This window comes from Vibrio sp. HDW18, assembly GCF_011306175.1.
Taxonomy (GTDB): Bacteria; Pseudomonadota; Gammaproteobacteria; order Enterobacterales; family Vibrionaceae; genus Vibrio; species Vibrio chanodichtyis.
In genome coordinates, this window is the sequence record NZ_CP049913.1 from 1,290,414 (window position 1) to 1,309,957 (window position 19,544).

The 19,544-nt window shown below is 47.8% G+C and carries 8 protein-coding genes, 6 tRNA genes, 6 rRNA genes and 3 pseudogenes; 13 read left to right on the plus strand and 10 right to left on the minus strand.

All coding sequences use genetic code 11. The annotated features are described in order from the left end of the window. Positions 1-203: 203 nt before the first annotated feature. The 12 genes from G7083_RS06240 to G7083_RS06295 all read left to right on the plus strand — a co-directional run bounded on the left by G7083_RS06240 (position 204) and on the right by G7083_RS06295 (position 11,312). Positions 204-1,760, plus strand: a 16S ribosomal RNA gene (locus tag G7083_RS06240). A 67-nt stretch (positions 1,761-1,827) separates the two neighbouring features. Further along, positions 1,828-1,903: transfer RNA gene (locus G7083_RS06245), tRNA-Glu, on the plus strand. An 18-nt stretch (positions 1,904-1,921) separates the two neighbouring features. Further along, positions 1,922-1,997 (plus strand) — tRNA-Lys (locus G7083_RS06250). Positions 1,998-2,027: 30 nt separating this feature from the next. Next, positions 2,028-2,103 (plus strand) — tRNA-Val (locus tag G7083_RS06255). A 344-nt stretch (positions 2,104-2,447) separates the two neighbouring features. Beyond that, positions 2,448-5,334, plus strand: a 23S ribosomal RNA gene (locus G7083_RS06260). A 111-nt stretch (positions 5,335-5,445) separates the two neighbouring features. Further along, positions 5,446-5,561: ribosomal RNA gene (rrf, locus tag G7083_RS06265) — 5S ribosomal RNA — on the plus strand. Positions 5,562-5,938: 377 nt separating this feature from the next. Beyond that, a 16S ribosomal RNA gene (locus tag G7083_RS06270) occupies positions 5,939-7,496 on the plus strand. 62 nt (positions 7,497-7,558) lie between these two features. After that, positions 7,559-7,635, plus strand: a tRNA-Ile gene (locus G7083_RS06275). Positions 7,636-7,643: 8 nt separating this feature from the next. After that, positions 7,644-7,719, plus strand: a tRNA-Ala gene (locus tag G7083_RS06280). 286 nt (positions 7,720-8,005) lie between these two features. Then, positions 8,006-10,892 (plus strand): 23S ribosomal RNA (locus G7083_RS06285). Positions 10,893-11,003: 111 nt separating this feature from the next. Next, a 5S ribosomal RNA gene (rrf, locus tag G7083_RS06290) occupies positions 11,004-11,119 on the plus strand. Together the 16S, 23S and 5S rRNA genes with 6 tRNA genes alongside form the textbook arrangement of a ribosomal RNA operon. Positions 11,120-11,221: 102 nt before the next feature. Then, a tRNA-Ser gene (locus tag G7083_RS06295) sits at positions 11,222-11,312 on the plus strand. A gap of 107 nt (positions 11,313-11,419) precedes the next feature. Here G7083_RS06295 and G7083_RS15100 read toward each other — a convergent pair. From G7083_RS15100 to G7083_RS15310, 8 genes and pseudogenes are all read right to left on the minus strand, one after another. Continuing rightward, positions 11,420-12,455 (minus strand): IS630 family transposase gene (locus G7083_RS15100; RefSeq protein ID WP_240911888.1). Its coding sequence is split into 2 segments (ribosomal slippage): positions 11,420-11,995 and positions 11,997-12,455, totalling 1,035 coding nucleotides; the frame shifts between segments, so codons are not numbered across the junction. A gap of 78 nt (positions 12,456-12,533) precedes the next feature. Next, positions 12,534-13,569 (minus strand): IS630 family transposase gene (locus G7083_RS15105; RefSeq protein WP_240911889.1). Its coding sequence is split into 2 segments (ribosomal slippage): positions 12,534-13,109 and positions 13,111-13,569, totalling 1,035 coding nucleotides; the frame shifts between segments, so codons are not numbered across the junction. A gap of 215 nt (positions 13,570-13,784) precedes the next feature. Then, entirely contained in the window at positions 13,785-13,967 is a 183-nt protein-coding gene (locus G7083_RS06320) for a hypothetical protein (RefSeq protein WP_166014021.1), read from the minus strand. Further along, positions 13,946-14,284 (minus strand): annotated as a pseudogene (locus G7083_RS06325) (transposase); the annotation flags it as partial. The pseudogene G7083_RS06325 and the gene G7083_RS06320, both read right to left, overlap by 22 nt. A 17-nt stretch (positions 14,285-14,301) precedes the next feature. Further along, a protein-coding gene (locus G7083_RS15110) for an IS630 family transposase (protein WP_240911888.1) occupies positions 14,302-15,337 on the minus strand; the annotation gives its coding sequence in 2 pieces (ribosomal slippage) (positions 14,302-14,877 and positions 14,879-15,337; 1,035 coding nt in all). Between the two features lie 59 nt (positions 15,338-15,396). Then, positions 15,397-15,552 (minus strand): annotated as a pseudogene (locus G7083_RS06340) (helix-turn-helix domain-containing protein); the annotation flags it as partial. Between the two features lie 12 nt (positions 15,553-15,564). After that, entirely contained in the window at positions 15,565-16,080 is a 516-nt protein-coding gene (locus G7083_RS15305) for an IS630 family transposase (protein WP_166015002.1), read from the minus strand. Next, the gene (locus tag G7083_RS15310) at positions 16,034-16,504 is read right to left on the minus strand and encodes an IS630 family transposase (RefSeq protein WP_166014023.1); all 471 of its coding nucleotides are present in this window, start codon (positions 16,502-16,504) and stop codon (positions 16,034-16,036) included. Before G7083_RS15310 ends, G7083_RS15305 begins: the two co-directional genes overlap by 47 nt. A gap of 224 nt (positions 16,505-16,728) precedes the next feature. Here G7083_RS15310 and crcB point away from each other — a divergent pair, with 224 nt between their 5' ends. After that, the gene (gene crcB / locus G7083_RS06355; RefSeq protein WP_166014024.1) at positions 16,729-17,109 is read left to right on the plus strand and encodes a fluoride efflux transporter CrcB; all 381 of its coding nucleotides are present in this window, start codon (positions 16,729-16,731) and stop codon (positions 17,107-17,109) included. A gap of 130 nt (positions 17,110-17,239) precedes the next feature. Here crcB and G7083_RS15120 read toward each other — a convergent pair. After that, positions 17,240-17,400 (minus strand): annotated as a pseudogene (locus G7083_RS15120) (ATP-binding protein); the annotation flags it as partial. Between the two features lie 261 nt (positions 17,401-17,661). Next, entirely contained in the window at positions 17,662-19,458 is a 1,797-nt protein-coding gene (locus tag G7083_RS06360; RefSeq protein WP_166014025.1) for an aminopeptidase P family protein, read from the minus strand. Positions 19,459-19,544: the final 86 nt, after the last annotated feature.

Genomic DNA, 19,544 nt, shown 5'->3' on the forward strand with positions numbered 1-19,544 from the left:
ACAATATAAACCAATCAATCTGTGTGGGCACTCGTTGATGATGATCTCAAAAAGATTAATCAATGAACTGAGTGACCAAACGAGACGCAAGTCTTGGCACAGTCAATTCATTATCGTTCTGTTGGAACGATAATAGCTTTGAATTACTAAGGTAATTTAAAGTCAGTATTCATTGAGCCGAAGCGAAAGCTTCAAAAAACTTTTAATTGAAGAGTTTGATCATGGCTCAGATTGAACGCTGGCGGCAGGCCTAACACATGCAAGTCGAGCGGCAGCACAGAGGAACTTGTTCCTTGGGTGGCGAGCGGCGGACGGGTGAGTAATGCCTGGGAAATTGCCCTGATGTGGGGGATAACCATTGGAAACGATGGCTAATACCGCATGATGTTGTTTTCTATAAACGAAGATAACCAAAGAGGGGGACCGTAAGGCCTCTCGCGTCAGGATATGCCCAGGTGGGATTAGCTAGTTGGTGAGGTAATGGCTCACCAAGGCGACGATCCCTAGCTGGTCTGAGAGGATGATCAGCCACACTGGAACTGAGACACGGTCCAGACTCCTACGGGAGGCAGCAGTGGGGAATATTGCACAATGGGCGCAAGCCTGATGCAGCCATGCCGCGTGTATGAAGAAGGCCTTCGGGTTGTAAAGTACTTTCAGTCGTGAGGAAGGTTGTAGCGTTAATAGCGTTATGATTTGACGTTAGCGACAGAAGAAGCACCGGCTAACTCCGTGCCAGCAGCCGCGGTAATACGGAGGGTGCGAGCGTTAATCGGAATTACTGGGCGTAAAGCGCATGCAGGTGGTTTGTTAAGTCAGATGTGAAAGCCCTGGGCTCAACCTAGGAGTTGCATTTGAAACTGACAAGCTAGAGTACTGTAGAGGGGGTAGAATTTCAGGTGTAGCGGTGAAATGCGTAGAGATCTGAAGGAATACCGGTGGCGAAGGCGGCCCCCTGGACAGATACTGACACTCAGATGCGAAAGCGTGGGGAGCAAACAGGATTAGATACCCTGGTAGTCCACGCCGTAAACGATGTCTACTTGGAGGTTGTGGCCTTGAGCCGTGGCTTTCGGAGCTAACGCGTTAAGTAGACCGCCTGGGGAGTACGGTCGCAAGATTAAAACTCAAATGAATTGACGGGGGCCCGCACAAGCGGTGGAGCATGTGGTTTAATTCGATGCAACGCGAAGAACCTTACCTACTCTTGACATCCAGAGAATCTAGCGGAGACGCTGGAGTGCCTTCGGGAACTCTGAGACAGGTGCTGCATGGCTGTCGTCAGCTCGTGTTGTGAAATGTTGGGTTAAGTCCCGCAACGAGCGCAACCCTTATCCTTGTTTGCCAGCACGTAATGGTGGGAACTCCAGGGAGACTGCCGGTGATAAACCGGAGGAAGGTGGGGACGACGTCAAGTCATCATGGCCCTTACGAGTAGGGCTACACACGTGCTACAATGGCGTATACAGAGGGCAGCGATACCGCGAGGTGGAGCGAATCTCAGAAAGTACGTCGTAGTCCGGATTGGAGTCTGCAACTCGACTCCATGAAGTCGGAATCGCTAGTAATCGCAAATCAGAATGTTGCGGTGAATACGTTCCCGGGCCTTGTACACACCGCCCGTCACACCATGGGAGTGGGCTGCAAAAGAAGCAGGTAGTTTAACCTTCGGGAGGACGCTTGCCACTTTGTGGTTCATGACTGGGGTGAAGTCGTAACAAGGTAGCGCTAGGGGAACCTGGCGCTGGATCACCTCCTTACACGATGATTATCGTGATGAGTGTCCACACAGATTGATATGGTTTAGATTAGAGAAGCAAACATAGTGTCCCGTTCGTCTAGAGGCCTAGGACACCGCCCTTTCACGGCGGTAACAGGGGTTCGACTCCCCTACGGGATACCACTTCCTTGTGAAGTAAAGGGGTCGTTAGCTCAGTCGGTAGAGCAGTTGACTTTTAATCAATTGGTCGCAGGTTCGAATCCTGCACGACCCACCAAACTCTTCCGCCACGGGAAGTAAAATACGTGGGCGATTAGCTCAGTTGGGAGAGCACCTGCCTTACAAGCAGGGGGTCACTGGTTCGAACCCGGTATCGCCCACCACTCTCTAAATACTTTTGGAATGCAATTCCAAACCACCAATTGTTGTGTGGTTCGGTTTTTTGCCGCCGAGAGTCTTTAGAAAGTGTCTCTTAGTGATAAGAAATATCTTGCTCTTTAACAATTTGGAAAGCTGACAAAACAACAAATTCGTTTGTTGTTTGTAAAGTTCTCAATGTTTATCGAAAGATAAACACCAACAACACATTCAAGTGTGCTTGGTATCGAATAAGGCTAAGGTCTTGTTCAAAATTTGAGTCCGGCAAAATCTGTCTCGCACTCATGTAAATAAACGCGAGACAACTTAGGTTGTTTAAACAACAACCCGAAACTCCTTCGGGTTGTATGGTTAAGTGACTAAGCGTACACGGTGGATGCCTGGGCAGTCAGAGGCGATGAAGGACGTACTAACTTGCGATAAGCGCAGATAAGGCAGTAAGAGCCGTTTGAGTCTGCGATTTCCGAATGGGGAAACCCAACTGCATAAGCAGTTACTGTTAACTGAATACATAGGTTAACAGAGCAAACCGGGGGAACTGAAACATCTAAGTACCCCGAGGAGAAGAAATCAACCGAGATTCCGGTAGTAGCGGCGAGCGAACCTGGATTAGCCCTTAAGCACTCGTTGAAGTAGGTGAACAAGCTGGAAAGCTTGGCGAAACAGGGTGATAGCCCCGTAACCGACGCTTCATCGAGCGTGAAATCGAGTAGGGCGGGACACGTGATATCCTGTCTGAATATGGGGGGACCATCCTCCAAGGCTAAATACTCCTGACTGACCGATAGTGAACCAGTACCGTGAGGGAAAGGCGAAAAGAACCCCTGTGAGGGGAGTGAAATAGAACCTGAAACCGTGTACGTACAAGCAGTAGGAGCACCTTCGTGGTGTGACTGCGTACCTTTTGTATAATGGGTCAGCGACTTATATTCAGTGGCAAGGTTAACCGTATAGGGGAGCCGTAGCGAAAGCGAGTCTTAACTGGGCGTTCAGTCTCTGGATATAGACCCGAAACCGGGTGATCTAGCCATGGGCAGGTTGAAGGTTGAGTAACATCAACTGGAGGACCGAACCGACTAATGTTGAAAAATTAGCGGATGACTTGTGGCTAGGGGTGAAAGGCCAATCAAACTCGGAGATAGCTGGTTCTCCCCGAAAGCTATTTAGGTAGCGCCTCGGACGAATACTACTGGGGGTAGAGCACTGTTAAGGCTAGGGGGTCATCCCGACTTACCAACCCTTTGCAAACTCCGAATACCAGTAAGTACTATCCGGGAGACACACGGCGGGTGCTAACGTCCGTCGTGGAGAGGGAAACAACCCAGACCGCCAGCTAAGGTCCCAAAGTATTGCTAAGTGGGAAACGATGTGGGAAGGCTCAGACAGCTAGGATGTTGGCTTAGAAGCAGCCATCATTTAAAGAAAGCGTAATAGCTCACTAGTCGAGTCGGCCTGCGCGGAAGATGTAACGGGGCTAAGCAATACACCGAAGCTGCGGCAATATCTTTTAGATATTGGGTAGGGGAGCGTTCTGTAAGCCGTTGAAGGTGAACTGTAAGGTTTGCTGGAGGTATCAGAAGTGCGAATGCTGACATGAGTAACGACAAAGGGGGTGAAAAACCTCCTCGCCGGAAGACCAAGGGTTCCTGTCCAACGTTAATCGGGGCAGGGTGAGTCGACCCCTAAGGTGAGGCCGAAAGGCGTAATCGATGGGAAACGGGTTAATATTCCCGTACTTCTGACTATTGCGATGGGGGGACGGAGAAGGCTAGGTGGGCCAGGCGACGGTTGTCCTGGTTCAAGTGCGTAGGCTTGAGAGTTAGGTAAATCCGGCTCTCTCTAAGGCTGAGACACGACGTCGAGCTGCTACGGCAGTGAAGTCATTGATGCCATGCTTCCAGGAAAAGCCTCTAAGCTTCAGATAGTCAGGAATCGTACCCCAAACCGACACAGGTGGTCGGGTAGAGAATACCAAGGCGCTTGAGAGAACTCGGGTGAAGGAACTAGGCAAAATGGTACCGTAACTTCGGGAGAAGGTACGCTCTTGATGGTGAAGTCCCTCGCGGATGGAGCTGACGAGAGTCGCAGATACCAGGTGGCTGCAACTGTTTATTAAAAACACAGCACTGTGCAAAATCGCAAGATGACGTATACGGTGTGACGCCTGCCCGGTGCCGGAAGGTTAATTGATGGGGTTAGCGTAAGCGAAGCTCTTGATCGAAGCCCCGGTAAACGGCGGCCGTAACTATAACGGTCCTAAGGTAGCGAAATTCCTTGTCGGGTAAGTTCCGACCTGCACGAATGGCGTAATGATGGCCACGCTGTCTCCACCCGAGACTCAGTGAAATTGAAATCGCTGTGAAGATGCAGTGTACCCGCGGCTAGACGGAAAGACCCCGTGAACCTTTACTACAGCTTGGCACTGAACATTGAACCTACATGTGTAGGATAGGTGGGAGGCTATGAAGACGTGACGCCAGTTGCGTTGGAGCCGTCCTTGAAATACCACCCTTGTATGTTTGATGTTCTAACTTAGCCCCATTATCTGGGGTGAGGACAGTGCCTGGTGGGTAGTTTGACTGGGGCGGTCTCCTCCCAAAGAGTAACGGAGGAGCACGAAGGTGGGCTAATCACGGTTGGACATCGTGAGGTTAGTGCAATGGCATAAGCCCGCTTAACTGCGAGAATGACGGTTCGAGCAGGTGCGAAAGCAGGTCATAGTGATCCGGTGGTTCTGTATGGAAGGGCCATCGCTCAACGGATAAAAGGTACTCCGGGGATAACAGGCTGATACCGCCCAAGAGTTCATATCGACGGCGGTGTTTGGCACCTCGATGTCGGCTCATCACATCCTGGGGCTGAAGTCGGTCCCAAGGGTATGGCTGTTCGCCATTTAAAGTGGTACGCGAGCTGGGTTTAGAACGTCGTGAGACAGTTCGGTCCCTATCTGCCGTGGGCGTTGGAAGATTGAAGGGGGCTGCTCCTAGTACGAGAGGACCGGAGTGGACGAACCTCTGGTGTTCGGGTTGTGTCGCCAGACGCATTGCCCGGTAGCTAAGTTCGGAATTGATAACCGCTGAAAGCATCTAAGCGGGAAGCGAGCCCTGAGATGAGTCTTCCCTGACAGTTTAACTGTCCTAAAGGGTTGTTCGAGACTAGAACGTTGATAGGCAGGGTGTGTAAGCGTTGTGAGGCGTTGAGCTAACCTGTACTAATTGCCCGTGAGGCTTAACCATACAACACCCAAGGGGTTTTGTAGTGGACTCAAAGCTAAGCGCATAAGAATGTGTTGAGAGAACGAAGACAGCTTTCCAGATTATTCTCTAGAAATAGAGAGAAAGAATTTGCTTGGCGACCATAGCGTTTTGGACCCACCTGACTCCATTCCGAACTCAGAAGTGAAACGAAACAGCGTCGATGGTAGTGTGGGGTTTCCCCATGTGAGAGTAGAACATCGCCAGGCTCCTATTTATTTTCACTTTTTAAAAAGTGAAGACAAAAGGTTCGACTGGTCTAGAGATAGACGAGTCACCATAAGATTCTAAGAATATTTAGAGTATTATGTTGACTTTCAAAGCGGAAAGCGTATTATACGCACCTCGCTGAAGTGTTAACGCACTGAAAGCTAAGCTCTTTAACAATATAAACCAATCAATCTGTGTGGGCACTCGTTGATGATAATCTCAAAAAGATTAATCAATGAACTGAGTGACCAAACGAGACGCAAGTCTTGGCACAGTCAATTCATTATCGTTCTGTTGGAACGATAATAGCTTTGAATTACTAAGGTAATTTAAAGTCAGTATTCATTGAGCCGAAGCGAAAGCTTCAAAAAACTTTTAATTGAAGAGTTTGATCATGGCTCAGATTGAACGCTGGCGGCAGGCCTAACACATGCAAGTCGAGCGGCAGCACAGAGGAACTTGTTCCTTGGGTGGCGAGCGGCGGACGGGTGAGTAATACCTGGGAAATTGCCCTGATGTGGGGGATAACCATTGGAAACGATGGCTAATACCGCATGATGTTGTTTTCTATAAACGAAGATAACCAAAGAGGGGGACCGTAAGGCCTCTCGCGTCAGGATATGCCCAGGTGGGATTAGCTAGTTGGTGAGGTAATGGCTCACCAAGGCGACGATCCCTAGCTGGTCTGAGAGGATGATCAGCCACACTGGAACTGAGACACGGTCCAGACTCCTACGGGAGGCAGCAGTGGGGAATATTGCACAATGGGCGCAAGCCTGATGCAGCCATGCCGCGTGTATGAAGAAGGCCTTCGGGTTGTAAAGTACTTTCAGTCGTGAGGAAGGTTGTAGCGTTAATAGCGTTATGATTTGACGTTAGCGACAGAAGAAGCACCGGCTAACTCCGTGCCAGCAGCCGCGGTAATACGGAGGGTGCGAGCGTTAATCGGAATTACTGGGCGTAAAGCGCATGCAGGTGGTTTGTTAAGTCAGATGTGAAAGCCCTGGGCTCAACCTAGGAGTTGCATTTGAAACTGACAAGCTAGAGTACTGTAGAGGGGGGTAGAATTTCAGGTGTAGCGGTGAAATGCGTAGAGATCTGAAGGAATACCGGTGGCGAAGGCGGCCCCCTGGACAGATACTGACACTCAGATGCGAAAGCGTGGGGAGCAAACAGGATTAGATACCCTGGTAGTCCACGCCGTAAACGATGTCTACTTGGAGGTTGTGGCCTTGAGCCGTGGCTTTCGGAGCTAACGCGTTAAGTAGACCGCCTGGGGAGTACGGTCGCAAGATTAAAACTCAAATGAATTGACGGGGGCCCGCACAAGCGGTGGAGCATGTGGTTTAATTCGATGCAACGCGAAGAACCTTACCTACTCTTGACATCCAGAGAATCTAGCGGAGACGCTGGAGTGCCTTCGGGAACTCTGAGACAGGTGCTGCATGGCTGTCGTCAGCTCGTGTTGTGAAATGTTGGGTTAAGTCCCGCAACGAGCGCAACCCTTATCCTTGTTTGCCAGCACGTAATGGTGGGAACTCCAGGGAGACTGCCGGTGATAAACCGGAGGAAGGTGGGGACGACGTCAAGTCATCATGGCCCTTACGAGTAGGGCTACACACGTGCTACAATGGCGTATACAGAGGGCAGCGATACCGCGAGGTGGAGCGAATCTCAGAAAGTACGTCGTAGTCCGGATTGGAGTCTGCAACTCGACTCCATGAAGTCGGAATCGCTAGTAATCGCAAATCAGAATGTTGCGGTGAATACGTTCCCGGGCCTTGTACACACCGCCCGTCACACCATGGGAGTGGGCTGCAAAAGAAGCAGGTAGTTTAACCTTCGGGAGGACGCTTGCCACTTTGTGGTTCATGACTGGGGTGAAGTCGTAACAAGGTAGCGCTAGGGGAACCTGGCGCTGGATCACCTCCTTACACGATGATTATCGTGATGAGTGTCCACACAGATTGATATGGTTTAGATTTGAGCATGAAGTGGGTCTGTAGCTCAGGTGGTTAGAGCGTACGCCTGATAAGCGTAAGGTCGGTGGTTCGAGTCCACTCAGACCCACCACTAACGATGGGGTTATAGCTCAGCTGGGAGAGCGCCTGCCTTGCACGCAGGAGGTCTGCGGTTCGATCCCGCATAACTCCACCATCTTTAAGCGTTTTCGCTGAGAATGTTTAAAAATGGTTCTTGATGAATCTTGCTCTTTAACAATTTGGAAAGCTGACAAAACAACAAATTCGTTTGTTGTTTGTAAAGTTCTCAATGTTTATCGAAAGATAAACACCAACAACACATTCAAGTGTGCTTGGTATCGAATAAGGCTAAGGTCTTGTTCAAAATTTGAGTCCGGCAAAATCTGTCTCGCACTCATGTAAATAAACGCGAGACAACTTAGGTTGTTTAAACAACAACCCGAAACTCCTTCGGGTTGTATGGTTAAGTGACTAAGCGTACACGGTGGATGCCTGGGCAGTCAGAGGCGATGAAGGACGTACTAACTTGCGATAAGCGCAGATGAGGCAGTAAGAGCCGTTTGAGTCTGCGATTTCCGAATGGGGAAACCCAGCTGCATAAGCAGTTATCACTAGATGAATTCATAGTCTAGTGAGGCAAACCGGGGGAACTGAAACATCTAAGTACCCCGAGGAGAAGAAATCAACCGAGATTCCGGTAGTAGCGGCGAGCGAACCTGGATTAGCCCTTAAGCACTCGTTGAAGTAGGTGAACAAGCTGGAAAGCTTGGCGAAACAGGGTGATAGCCCCGTAACCGACGCTTCATCGAGCGTGAAATCGAGTAGGGCGGGACACGTGATATCCTGTCTGAATATGGGGGGACCATCCTCCAAGGCTAAATACTCCTGACTGACCGATAGTGAACCAGTACCGTGAGGGAAAGGCGAAAAGAACCCCTGTGAGGGGAGTGAAATAGAACCTGAAACCGTGTACGTACAAGCAGTAGGAGCACCTTCGTGGTGTGACTGCGTACCTTTTGTATAATGGGTCAGCGACTTATATTCAGTGGCAAGGTTAACCGTATAGGGGAGCCGTAGCGAAAGCGAGTCTTAACTGGGCGTTCAGTCTCTGGATATAGACCCGAAACCGGGTGATCTAGCCATGGGCAGGTTGAAGGTTGAGTAACATCAACTGGAGGACCGAACCGACTAATGTTGAAAAATTAGCGGATGACTTGTGGCTAGGGGTGAAAGGCCAATCAAACTCGGAGATAGCTGGTTCTCCCCGAAAGCTATTTAGGTAGCGCCTCGGACGAATACTACTGGGGGTAGAGCACTGTTAAGGCTAGGGGGTCATCCCGACTTACCAACCCTTTGCAAACTCCGAATACCAGTAAGTACTATCCGGGAGACACACGGCGGGTGCTAACGTCCGTCGTGGAGAGGGAAACAACCCAGACCGCCAGCTAAGGTCCCAAAGTATTGCTAAGTGGGAAACGATGTGGGAAGGCTCAGACAGCTAGGATGTTGGCTTAGAAGCAGCCATCATTTAAAGAAAGCGTAATAGCTCACTAGTCGAGTCGGCCTGCGCGGAAGATGTAACGGGGCTAAGCAATACACCGAAGCTGCGGCAATATCTTTTAGATATTGGGTAGGGGAGCGTTCTGTAAGCCGTTGAAGGTGAACTGTAAGGTTTGCTGGAGGTATCAGAAGTGCGAATGCTGACATGAGTAACGACAAAGGGGGTGAAAAACCTCCTCGCCGGAAGACCAAGGGTTCCTGTCCAACGTTAATCGGGGCAGGGTGAGTCGACCCCTAAGGTGAGGCCGAAAGGCGTAATCGATGGGAAACGGGTTAATATTCCCGTACTTTTGACTATTGCGATGGGGGGACGGAGAAGGCTAGGTGGGCCAGGCGACGGTTGTCCTGGTTCAAGTGCGTAGGCTTAAGAGTTAGGCAAATCCGGCTCTTTGTAAGGCTGAGACACGACGTCGAGCTGCTACGGCAGTGAAGTCATTGATGCCCTGCTTCCAGGAAAAGCCTCTAAGCTTCAGATAGTCAGAAATCGTACCCCAAACCGACACAGGTGGTCGGGTAGAGAATACCAAGGCGCTTGAGAGAACTCGGGTGAAGGAACTAGGCAAAATGGTACCGTAACTTCGGGAGAAGGTACGCTCTTGATGGTGAAGTCCCTAGCGGATGGAGCTGACGAGAGTCGCAGATACCAGGTGGCTGCAACTGTTTATTAAAAACACAGCACTGTGCAAAATCGCAAGATGACGTATACGGTGTGACGCCTGCCCGGTGCCGGAAGGTTAATTGATGGGGTTAGCGCAAGCGAAGCTCTTGATCGAAGCCCCGGTAAACGGCGGCCGTAACTATAACGGTCCTAAGGTAGCGAAATTCCTTGTCGGGTAAGTTCCGACCTGCACGAATGGCGTAATGATGGCCACGCTGTCTCCACCCGAGACTCAGTGAAATTGAAATCGCTGTGAAGATGCAGTGTACCCGCGGCTAGACGGAAAGACCCCGTGAACCTTTACTACAGCTTGGCACTGAACATTGAACCTACATGTGTAGGATAGGTGGGAGGCTATGAATCGATGACGCTAGTTGTCGTGGAGCCGTCCTTGAAATACCACCCTTGTATGTTTGATGTTCTAACTTAGGCCCCTTATCGGGGTTGAGGACAGTGCCTGGTGGGTAGTTTGACTGGGGCGGTCTCCTCCCAAAGAGTAACGGAGGAGCACGAAGGTGGGCTAATCACGGTTGGACATCGTGAGGTTAGTGCAATGGCATAAGCCCGCTTAACTGCGAGAATGACGGTTCGAGCAGGTGCGAAAGCAGGTCATAGTGATCCGGTGGTTCTGAATGGAAGGGCCATCGCTCAACGGATAAAAGGTACTCCGGGGATAACAGGCTGATACCGCCCAAGAGTTCATATCGACGGCGGTGTTTGGCACCTCGATGTCGGCTCATCACATCCTGGGGCTGAAGTCGGTCCCAAGGGTATGGCTGTTCGCCATTTAAAGTGGTACGCGAGCTGGGTTTAGAACGTCGTGAGACAGTTCGGTCCCTATCTGCCGTGGGCGTTGGAAGATTGAAGGGGGCTGCTCCTAGTACGAGAGGACCGGAGTGGACGAACCTCTGGTGTTCGGGTTGTGTCGCCAGACGCATTGCCCGGTAGCTAAGTTCGGAATTGATAACCGCTGAAAGCATCTAAGCGGGAAGCGAGCCCTGAGATGAGTCTTCCCTGACAGTTTAACTGTCCTAAAGGGTTGTTCGAGACTAGAACGTTGATAGGCAGGGTGTGTAAGCGTTGTGAGGCGTTGAGCTAACCTGTACTAATTGCCCGTGAGGCTTAACCATACAACACCCAAGGGGTTTTGTAGTGGACTCAAAGCTAAGCGCATAAGAATGTGTTGAGAGAACGAAGACAGCTTTCCAGATTATTCTCTAGAAATAGAGAGAAAGAATTTGCTTGGCGACCATAGCGTTTTGGACCCACCTGACTCCATTCCGAACTCAGAAGTGAAACGAAACAGCGTCGATGGTAGTGTGGGGTTTCCCCATGTGAGAGTAGAACATCGCCAGGCTTTGAGTTGTTGTTTTTAGATTTTTAAGAAAAATCTAAAGGCAAAACAGTAGACGAAACGTCTAAGCTAGTAGTGTAAGCATACTGTTAGCACAAAATTTGCGGAGAGATGGCTGAGTGGTTGAAAGCACCGGTCTTGAAAACCGGCGATGGTTAATAGCTATCCTAGGGTTCAAATCCCTATCTCTCCGCCACATTCAAGCCCTTGATTTATCAAGGGCTTTTCTCGTTTTAAGACGATCAAATGTCACCTAATACAAATAGGTGATACATATGTATTTGATTATACCAATCTGGAAAATTAACTGGTCAGCTCTGTCCACCTTCTCGAACACATCTGTCTGACTCTGGCCGAGCATTCCAAAAAACTATTCCAAGCCCGACATACTTTGGAGACAATGTCTTCGTAATCCGTAAAAGACTGGTTGGCTAGATAGTGTTGTCTTAACCAACTCCATACTTGTTCTATTGGATTCAACTCAGGGGAATAGGGCGGGAGTTTGATGACACTGAGGTTCTGAAATTCATTGGCAATATCTTCTGTGTGCCAGCTTGCACCATCCATAATGACCACTGCGTGACGACCTTTTTCGGTCACCGCGGAGATCTGCCTAAGATGCTCAACCATAAGGTCCTTGTTAACCCAAGGAACGACCATCGCCTCGCCAATGCCTCTAGCGGGACAGACAGAACCAAACAGATACGCATATTCAAATTGTTGTTGCTTCACGGCTCTGGGACGTGTTCCTTTTTCTGCCCATAACCGTGTGGTGGTGTTTTGTTGCCCAAATCTGGCTTCATCCTGAAACCAGACATCAACCCGTTCTAAAGCGATATGTCCTGGGATCTTCAGGATCGTTTCAATTTTAAATTTTTTTAAAATCGTCTTGGATTTGCTGGGATTGACGAGGATGTTTGGAGCGAGAAGTTACCCAAGAGAACCCCATGTGCTCGAGCAGGTAATAGATAGAATCAGGGTGGTAGTGCTGGCCAAATTCTTTCACGATATAAGCGTGGATGTCGGCCCCAGTGAGTCGTCCGCCTAGTGTATCATTGGCTTTATCTTTGATGTATTGGCTCAATTGCTCTCTTTGCTTGGATGTTAAGAATGGTGGTCGTCCCGTTCTTGGTTTTTCCTTGAGGCCTTCTAATCCTTCCTCAAGAAAAGTGTGAACCCACCGATTAACACTGGTTCGGCTGACCTTAAGAAACTTGGCGATTTGGGTGCGAGAGTGCCCATCTTTGAAATGGTCGAGGGCCAGCAGTCTCATTTTCATCTGAATAGATTTCTGCTGGCTTGCGAGCTTTTTAAAGTCGATATTATCGAGGCTGTCCATAGTGAATAAGTTCTATCGTTGAATGCCCTCAATTAGATCATATTTTTTCTTTGATTGGTATTATACCAATCTGGAAAATTAACTGGTCAGCTCTATCCACCTTCTCGAACACATCTGTCTGACTCTGGCCGAGCATTTCAAAAAACTATTCCAAGCCCGACATACTTTGGAGACAATGTCTTCGTAATCCGTAAAAGACTGGTTGGCTAGATAGTGTTGTCTTAACCAACTCCATACTTGTTCTATTGGATTCAACTCAGGGGAATAGGGCGGGAGTTTGATGACACTGAGGTTCTGAAATTCATTGGCAATATCTTCTGTGTGCCAGCTTGCACCATCCATAATGACCACTGCGTGACGACCTTTTTCGGTCACCGCGGAGATCTGCCTAAGATGCTCAACCATAAGGTCCTTGTTAACCCAAGGAACGACCATCGCCTCGCCAATGCCTCTAGCGGGACAGACAGAACCAAACAGATACGCATATTCAAATTGTTGTTGCTTCACGGCTCTGGGACGTGTTCCTTTTTCTGCCCATAACCGTGTGGTGGTGTTTTGTTGCCCAAATCTGGCTTCATCCTGAAACCAGACATCAACCCGTTCTAAAGCGATATGTCCTGGGATCTTCAGGATCGTTTCAATTTTAAATTTTTTTAAAATCGTCTTGGATTTGCTGGGATTGACGAGGATGTTTGGAGCGAGAAGTTACCCAAGAGAACCCCATGTGCTCGAGCAGGTAATAGATAGAATCAGGGTGGTAGTGCTGGCCAAATTCTTTCACGATATAAGCGTGGATGTCGGCCCCAGTGAGTCGTCCGCCTAGTGTATCATTGGCTTTATCTTTGATGTATTGGCTCAATTGCTCTCTTTGCTTGGATGTTAAGAATGGTGGTCGTCCCGTTCTTGGTTTTTCCTTGAGGCCTTCTAATCCTTCCTCAAGAAAAGTGTGAACCCACCGATTAACACTGGTTCGGCTGACCTTAAGAAACTTGGCGATTTGGGTGCGAGAGTGCCCATCTTTGAAATGGTCGAGGGCCAGCAGTCTCATTTTCATCTGAATAGATTTCTGCTGGCTTGCGAGCTTTTTAAAGTCGATATTATCGAGGCTGTCCATAGTGAATAAGTTCTATCGTTGAATGCCCTCAATTAGATCATATTTTTTCTTTGATTGGTATTAAACTGAGCAATAATACCAATCTGGAAAATTAACTGGTCAGCTCTATCCACCTTCTCGAACACATCTGTCTGACTCTGGCCGAGCATTCCAAAAAACTATTCCAAGCCCGACATACTTTGGAGACAATGTCTTCGTAATACCAATCTGGAAAATTAACTGGTCAGCTCTATCCACCTTCTCGAACACATCTGTCTGACTCTGGCCGAGCATTTCAAAAAACTATTCCAAGCCCGACATACTTTGGAGACAATGTCTTCGTAATCCGTAAAAGACTGGTTGGCTAGATAGTGTTGTCTTATACCAATCTGGAAAATTAACTGGTCAGCTCTATCCACCTTCTCGAACACATCTGTCTGACTCTGGCCGAGCATTTCAAAAAACTATTCCAAGCCCGACATACTTTGGAGACAATGTCTTCGTAATCCGTAAAAGACTGGTTGGCTAGATAGTGTTGTCTTAACCAACTCCATACTTGTTCTATTGGATTCAACTCAGGGGAATAGGGCGGGAGTTTGATGACACTGAGGTTCTGAAATTCATTGGCAATATCTTCTGTGTGCCAGCTTGCACCATCCATAATGACCACTGCGTGACGACCTTTTTCGGTCACCGCGGAGATCTGCCTAAGATGCTCAACCATAAGGTCCTTGTTAATACCAATCTGGAAAATTAACTGGTCAGCTCTGTCCACCTTCTCGAACACATCTGTCTGACTCTGGCCGAGCATTCCAAAAAACTATTCCAAGCCCGACATACTTTGGAGACAATGTCTTCGTAATCCGTAAAAGACTGGTTGGCTAGATAGTGTTGTCTTAACCAACTCCATACTTGTTCTATTGGATTCAACTCAGGGGAATAGGGCGGGAGTTTGATGACACTGAGGTTCTGAAATTCATTGGCAATATCTTCTGTGTGCCAGCTTGCACCATCCATAATGACCACTGCGTGACGACCTTTTTCGGTCACCGCGGAGATCTGCCTAAGATGCTCAACCATAAGGTCCTTGTTAACCCAAGGAACGACCATCGCCTCGCCAATGCCTCTAGCGGGACAGACAGAACCAAACAGATACGCATATTCAAATTGTTGTTGCTTCACGGCTCTGGGACGTGTTCCTTTTTCTGCCCATAACCGTGTGGTGGTGTTTTGTTGCCCAAATCTGGCTTCATCCTGAAACCAGACATCAACCCGTTCTAAAGCGATATGTCCTGGGATCTTCAGGATCGTTTCAATTTTAAATTTTTTTAAAATCGTCTTGGATTTGCTGGGATTGACGAGGATGTTTGGAGCGAGAAGTTACCCAAGAGAACCCCATGTGCTCGAGCAGGTAATAGATAGAATCAGGGTGGTAGTGCTGGCCAAATTCTTTCACGATATAAGCGTGGATGTCGGCCCCAGTGAGTCGTCCGCCTAGTGTATCATTGGCTTTATCTTTGATGTATTGGCTCAATTGCTCTCTTTGTTTGGATGTTAAGAATGGTGGTCGTCCCGTTCTTGGTTTTTCCTTGAGGCCTTCTAATCCTTCCTCAAGAAAAGTGTGAACCCACCGATTAACACTGGTTCGGCTGACCTTAAGAAACTTGGCGATTTGGGTGCGAGAGTGCCCATCTTTGAAATGGTCGAGGGCCAGCAGTCTCATTTTCATCTGAATAGATTTCTGCTGGCTTGCGAGCTTTTTAAAGTCGATATTATCGAGGCTGTCCATAGTGAATAAGTTCTATCGTTGAATGCCCTCAATTAGATCATATTTTTTCTTTGATTGGTATTAACACTGGTTCGGCTGACCTTAAGAAACTTGGCGATTTGGGTGCGAGAGTGCCCATCTTTGAAATGGTCGAGGGCCAGCAGTCTCATTTTCATCTGAATAGATTTCTGCTGGCTTGCGAGCTTTTTAAAGTCGATATTATCGAGGCTGTCCATAGTGAATAAGTTCTATCGTTGAATGTCCTCAATTAGATCATATTTTTTCTTTGATTGGTATAACCAACTCCATACTTGTTCTATTGGATTCAACTCAGGGGAATAGGGCGGGAGTTTGATGACATTGAGGTTCTGAAATTCATTGGCAATATCTTCTGTGTGCCAGCTTGCACCATCCATAATGACCACTGCGTGACGACCTTTTTCGGTCACCGCGGAGATCTGCCTAAGATGCTCAACCATAAGGTCCTTGTTAACCCAAGGAACGACCATCGCCTCGCCAATGCCTCTAGCGGGACAGACAGAACCAAACAGATACGCATATTCAAATTGTTGTTGCTTCACGGCTCTGGGACGTGTTCCTTTTTCTGCCCATAACCGTGTGGTGGTGTTTTGTTGCCCAAATCTGGCTTCATCCTGAAACCAGACATCAACCCGTTCTAAAGCGATATGCCCTGGGATCTTCAGGATCGTTTCAATTTTAAATTTTTTTAAAATCGTCTTGGATTTGCTGGGATTGACGAGGATGTTTGGAGCGAGAAGTTACCCAAGAGAACCCCATGTGCTCGAGCAGGTAATAGATAGAATCAGGGTGGTAGTGCTGGCCAAATTCTTTCACGATATAAGCGTGGATGTCGGCCCCAGTGAGTCGTCCGCCTAGTGTATCATTGGCTTTATCTTTGATGTATTGGCTCAATTGCTCTCTTTGCTTGGATGTTAAGAATGGTGGTCGTCCCGTTCTTGGTTTTTCCTTGAGGCCTTCTAATCCTTCCTCAAGAAAAGTGTGAACCCACCGATTAACACTGGTTCGGCTGACCTTAAGAAACTTGGCGATTTGGGTGCGAGAGTGCCCATCTTTGAAATGGTCGAGGGCCAGCAGTCTCATTTTCATCTGAATAGATTTCTGCTGGCTTGCGAGCTTTTTAAAGTCGATATTATTGAGGCTGTCCATAGTGAATAAGTTCTATCGTTGAATGCCCTCAATTAGATCATATTTTTTCTTTGATTGGTATAAGAATAAAGTATGCATAGAAATAATCGTGAATTAAGTATTTCTCGTAACTTAGTAAAATATGATTTTCAGTTGGATCATATGCTGCTAATGAGAAAGCATTTTCGTAGAGCCTTGACTAAGTTATGCTAATAAGTGTTTAGAATGATTGGGAGATGCTTGTTATGTCGTTATCGGTATTAGGCTTTATTGCATTAGGTGGTGCGTTAGGTGCGTGTGCGCGTTTCTTGGTTTCTGAAATGTGTATTACCCTGTTTGGACGTGGTTTCCCGATTGGTACGTTAGCAGTGAATGTTATCGGTTCATTTATTACGGGGCTACTTATCGCATGTATTGAAAATGAATGGTTAAGTCCCTATCCATGGAGAGCTGTCATTGGCTTTGGTTTTCTTGGGGCATTGACGACCTTTTCTACTTTCTCAATCGATAATGTATTTTTAATGCAGCAAGGTGCGTTTGTGAAGATGGCAGCAAATATCCTTTTGAACGTTCTATTGAGTATTTCTGCTGCATGGTTGGGTTTTTACTGGTTAATAAAAAGTTGAACAGAGACTCAAGTATGTTACTTGGCCAACCGATAAGCTTTGCTATTATAATGTCGCCATTTATCGACATGCCATCTAGTTAAAACGCTTTCTTTGGGATCTGTCAACGATCACCGAAAACTATTCCAATTCACTCAGGTATTACTCCCCAACGACGTTTATCTTTCAAGCGATAACTGACACCACTTAATTGAAGAATATGAGAATGGGCAGTAGCCGGACCAACATCACAGCTGTTAGCGTCATATTATTCGCAAAAGTGCTCGGCTATTGGTCAAAGGATAAATTGCTGGCCGAAATACTACTGCAGGACTCATAATGTTTAGTGATCGGCAACAGCAGCTCCTAGTTTACATTTTATTGACTTTGGTCTCAGATTTTCCGCTCGAATATGCATTGTCTCTTGCTCGAGCTGCGATATGTTAGACTCAGGATGTTTCACGTGAAACATATACTTAATTCCGAACCGTATTCTATTATCGATGGCTGATAAACAAAAAAACCGCCTTATTGGCGGTTTCCTTATCTACTGTTATTACTGAAACCAATTAGTTATGTATGGCGGAGCGGTGACGTCGCTTCAGCTAACCAGTGGCGAGTCTGCTCATCGTGGATCAGAGGACTGACTTCGTGCCATACCGTTTGATGATATTGATTAAGCCAATCCAACTCTGGCTTTGTTAGCCAATCTACTACAATGGCTCGTTTATCGATTGGACAACGGGTGAGAGATTTAAAACCAAGCATCGCACAATCACCTTGAGTCGAAAATTCAGCTACTAATTCTAAGTTCTCAATGCGGATCCCAAATGCATCAGTGCGGTAATAACCAGGCTCATTCGATAACACCATACCTGGGAGTAGAACTATGTTATTCGCTACTTTTGAAATCCGCTGCGGACCTTCATGCACACTTAAGAAGTGGCCAACACCATGTCCAGTGCCGTGATCATAGTCATAACCGTGCGCCCACAAATGTTGTCTAGCTAATACGTCAAGCTGTGATCCAGTGGTGCCTTTGGGGAAGCGTGCGCGAGCTAGAGCAATATGACCTTTAAGCACGAGAGTAAATTGCTGCTTAATTTCCGCATTCACTTCACCAATTGCTATCGTGCGAGTGATATCTGTGGTGCCATCAAGGTATTGGCCACCTGAATCGACTAAATACAGGCTATTGAGTGTCAGTTGCCCTGCTTCTGGTTGATTTTGATGATTGTAGTGACACATTGCTGCATTAGTGCCAGCAGCTGATATTGTGTCAAAACTGAGATCGACCAGAGTTGGATCTTGGCGGCGGAATATTTCGAGCTGCGCGGCCAGTTGTGCTTCGTTATGTAGCTGGCCGTTAGCCACTTCACGATCAAGCCAAGCAAGAAAATTCACCATCGCAGCACCATCACGGATATGGCAAGCTTGCATACCTGCAACTTCGGTACTGTTTTTCGCCGCTTTTGGTAGTAAGCAAGGATCGCTATGGTTGATCAGTTGCGCGCCGCTACTTTGCAAAGTAAGGGTCAACCAAGCGTTGCTAGTGGCAGAATCAATCATCACTCGATGAGTGGATAATTGGTGTAACTGTGGCTCCAATTGAGCCGGATGATGTACGCGCACTGTCCCACCAACATGGGAGGCAAAGCCGACGGCTAAGCGTGTTGGGTCGAGGAAAAAATCGACGCTAGTATCACGGTGGACGATAGCGTGACAGAGTAAAACTGGTAAGCGTGATACATCTAAACCGCGGATGTTGAGCAGCCAAGCGATCGAATCTAGCTCAGTTAACACTACACAATCGGCATGTTTATCAGCGAGGGTTTTGGCGATCAACTGACGCTTGTCTAAGCTAGTTTGTCCTACACTTGCCAATGGCATCAAACGCATTTCAGATACTGCTGGCGCTGGCCGGTCATACCACAGTTGATCAATTGGATTGCTTGTTACGGGGCATAAGGTAATCTGATGCTCTGCTAGCTGTTTTTGCGCTTGCGTGAGCCAACTACCACGATGCATTCGAGGGTCATAGCCTACCTTGGATCTAGCAGGCAGCTGCTCGATTAACCAAGTGAGGTAGGGCTCTTCAATCAGGTGATGATAGGCAAACTGTTCGGCAGCTACCTGTTTGCGTACTTGTACGCTATAGCGACCATCAACAAAAATGGCGGCATGCTGGGTGGTGACGACTGCCGCGCCCGCCGAGCCAGTAAAACCCGTTAGCCAATTTAAGCGCTCATTATGCGCAGGGATATATTCACCGAGATACTCATCTTCATGAGGCACGATAAAGGCATCGAGTTGTTGAGTGTGCAGCCAGAGACGAAAATCGGCGAGGCGCTGAGCATGACAGTTTGGCATCTGAGATAATCCTTTTTCAAAACAGTCCGTTGTTTTATCGCTTACAACTATTCAATCGGTTGTGAGTGAACAAGAAAGAATAAGCT

Bases quoted from the DNA above. Each gene is read 5' to 3' on its own strand.
- G7083_RS15310 (WP_166014023.1), bottom strand. From the start codon at position 16,504: ATGGACAGCCTCAATAATATCGACTTTAAAAAGCTCGCAAGCCAGCAG.
- crcB (WP_166014024.1), top strand. From the start codon at position 16,729: ATGTCGTTATCGGTATTAGGCTTTATTGCATTAGGTGGTGCGTTAGGT.
- G7083_RS06360 (WP_166014025.1), bottom strand. From the start codon at position 19,458: ATGCCAAACTGTCATGCTCAGCGCCTCGCCGATTTTCGTCTCTGGCTG.